We start from the raw sequence: 1482 nt of genomic DNA on the forward strand, positions 1-1482 counted from the left end.
CGTTACCCTGCGTCAGACTGGAATATATACTGCGCACAAGCCTCCGATGGTGACAACTGGAGCGATGACTCACCCAAGTGCTCGAGGCTCTTGAAAGACGATATTCTACCTCTCGTGCAATATTTTGCTTACATTGAGATTACTAAGCTAGATCATCAAATGCTGTGGCATGAATATGAAAAACTGGCTAAGGAGTTTGAGGACTCTTTCGCCATGCAAAACATTAAAGACGAGAGTGACATCTACCCTGTCTTCCACGAATTATTTCAGAGGAAGCCGGCATGACAGATAAAGACAACAAACAAAATGAAGAGCGTAAAAAGAGTTATATTGCGACTGGCTCGGAATGGTCATTTGAACAGCTAGAACGCTTTGATGATGCCATTTCAGACATAGCAAAAGAATATAAGCTAGACACCTACCCTAACCAAATTGAAGTGATTAGCTCTGAGCAAATGCTCGATGCCTATTCCTCGGTCGGTATGCCTCTAGGCTATTATCACTGGTCTTACGGGAAACAGTTCCTACAAAACGAAAAAGGTTATAAGCGCGGCCAAATGGGGCTCGCCTATGAGATCGTTATTAACTCTAACCCATGTATCGCTTACTTGATGGAAGAGAATACCTTGATGATGCAGGCCTTAGTCATCGCGCATGCATCATATGGTCATAACTCTTTTTTCAAAGGCAACTACCTGTTCCGCACCTGGACCGATGCCAGCGCAATAATAGACTACCTTCTGTTCGCCAAAAACTATATTGCAAAGTGTGAAGGCCGTTATGGCGTCGATACCGTAGAAACCTTTCTAGACTCCTGCCACGCAGTAATGAATTACGGTGTTGACCGTTATAAGCGCCCTGCTCCTATATCAGCTGAAGAAGAATTGAAACGACAAGAAGAGCGCGAGTTCCATCTGCAGCAGCAAGTTAATGAGCTGTGGAGAACCATTCCTGTCAGCGGCGACAAAGAAGAAGCCGAGAAAGATCAACGCTACCCTGAAGAACCGCAGGAGAATCTGCTTTATTTCTTTGAGAAGAATGCCCCCATGCTTGCCCCATGGCAACGGGAAGTACTACGTATCGTGAGAAAAATTGCCCAGTATTTCTACCCGCAAAGACAAACTCAGGTAATGAATGAGGGTTGGGCAAGCTTTTGGCACTACACCATCATGAATACGATGTATGACAAAGGTTTGGTGAATGAAGGCTTTATTATCGAGTTCTTAAAATCACACACAGCGGTGGTCTATCAACCTCCCTTTGATAGCCAATGGTACAGCGGCATCAACCCTTATACGCTTGGTTTTGCCATGTTTCAGGATATCAAACGTATCTGCCAACAACCTACGGATGAAGATCGACAATGGTTCCCAGATATCGCGGGCACAGACTGGCTGGAAACACTCGATTTTGCCATGCGAAACTTTAAAGATGAAAGCTTTATCCTACAGTTCCTTTCACCTAAGGTAATTCGGGACTTAA

At 44.6% G+C, this 1482-nt stretch carries 2 protein-coding genes; both read left to right on the forward strand.

What is annotated here, in order from left to right; genetic code table 11:
• Window positions 1-285, forward strand: a 285-nt coding sequence (locus A3735_RS23435) for a DUF444 family protein (RefSeq protein ID WP_156499863.1), incomplete at its 5' end; no start/stop codon positions are given.
• A partial coding sequence (locus A3735_RS23440; RefSeq protein ID WP_068638767.1) for a SpoVR family protein occupies window positions 282-1482 on the forward strand: 1201 nt, incomplete at its 3' end. The genes A3735_RS23435 and A3735_RS23440, both read left to right, overlap by 4 nt.

Source organism: Oleiphilus sp. HI0061, from assembly GCF_001635675.1.